General features: G+C 69.2%; 1 protein-coding gene. It reads right to left on the bottom strand.

The genetic code is table 11. The annotated features are described in order from the left end of the window. Window positions 1–1,320, bottom strand: a 1,320-nt coding sequence (locus AQI95_RS44130) for a beta-ketoacyl synthase N-terminal-like domain-containing protein (protein WP_279617067.1), incomplete at both ends; no start/stop codon positions are given.

Raw genomic sequence — 1,320 nt, 5'->3', positions numbered from 1 at the left:
GCGCCGTACAGTTCACGCCCCATCCCCACACGCTGCGAACCCTGACCCGTGAACAACACACCCAGCCGCCCGGACACCACCGCCCCCGGACGCACCGACCCGAGACCCTCGCACGCCTCGTCCACCGAACCCGCCACCACCACCGCACGATGCTCGAACCGCGCACGAGACACGGCCAACGAGTACGCCACGTCCGTCAAGTTCACCGCAGTGTCCGTATCCAGAAACTCCACCAGCCGGCCCGCCTGAGCCCGGACCGCCTCCGGCGACTTCCCGGACACCACCAACGGCACCACCACACCGTCCGGAACCACCACACGCTCCGGCGCAGGCTCCGCCTCTACAGCCTCCAGGATGACGTGCGCATTGGTCCCGCTGATGCCGAAGGAGGAGACCGCGGCACGACGCGGACGTCCCTCCTCCGTCGGCCACTCCCGCGACTCCGTCAGCAGCTCCACCGCACCCGCCGACCAGTCCACCTTCGGCGACGGCTCGTCGATGTGCAGTGTCCTGGGCAGCACACCATGGCGCATCGCCTGCACCATCTTGATCACACCCGCCACACCGGCCGCCGCCTGCGCATGACCGATGTTCGACTTCAACGAACCCAGCCACAACGGCTCACTACCGGCCCGCTCCTGACCGTACGTGGCGATCAGTGCCTGCGCCTCGATCGGGTCACCCAACGACGTACCCGTACCATGCGCCTCCACCGCATCCACATCAGCCGCCGACAGACCCGCACTCGCCAACGCCTGACGGATCACACGCTGCTGCGAAGGACCGTTCGGCGCGGTCAGCCCGTTCGACGCACCGTCCTGGTTCACGGCCGTGCCACGGACGACCGCCAAAACCTCATGACCGTTGCGCCGCGCGTCCGACAGACGCTCCAGCAGGACCAGACCCACACCCTCGGCCCACGCCGTACCGTCCGCACCCGCCGCGAACGACTTGCACCGGCCGTCCGGGGCGAGGCCCCGCTGCCGCGAGAACTGGACGAACGCGATGGGCGTGGACATCACGGCAACACCGCCGGCAAGCGCGAGCGAGCACTCGCCACTGCGGAGCGCCTGGACCGCCGAGTGCATCGCCACCAACGACGACGAGCACGCGGTGTCCACCGTCACGGAGGGGCCTTCGAGCCCGAGGGTGTACGAGACGCGGCCGGAGACGAGGCTGCCTGCGGCGACCGCCTCGCTGTAGTCGTGGTACATGGCGCCCGTGAAGACACCCGTACGACTGCCCTTCAGCACCGTCGGGTCGATCCCGGCCCGCTCCAACACCTCCCACGACACCTCCAACAGCAACCGCTGCTGCGGG

Origin of the sequence: Streptomyces yokosukanensis, assembly GCF_001514035.1 — a bacterium.
GTDB classification, from domain to species: domain Bacteria; phylum Actinomycetota; class Actinomycetes; order Streptomycetales; family Streptomycetaceae; genus Streptomyces; species Streptomyces yokosukanensis.
Note: the sequence above shows the minus strand (reverse complement) of the source record. Positions and strands in the feature narration are given on the sequence as shown.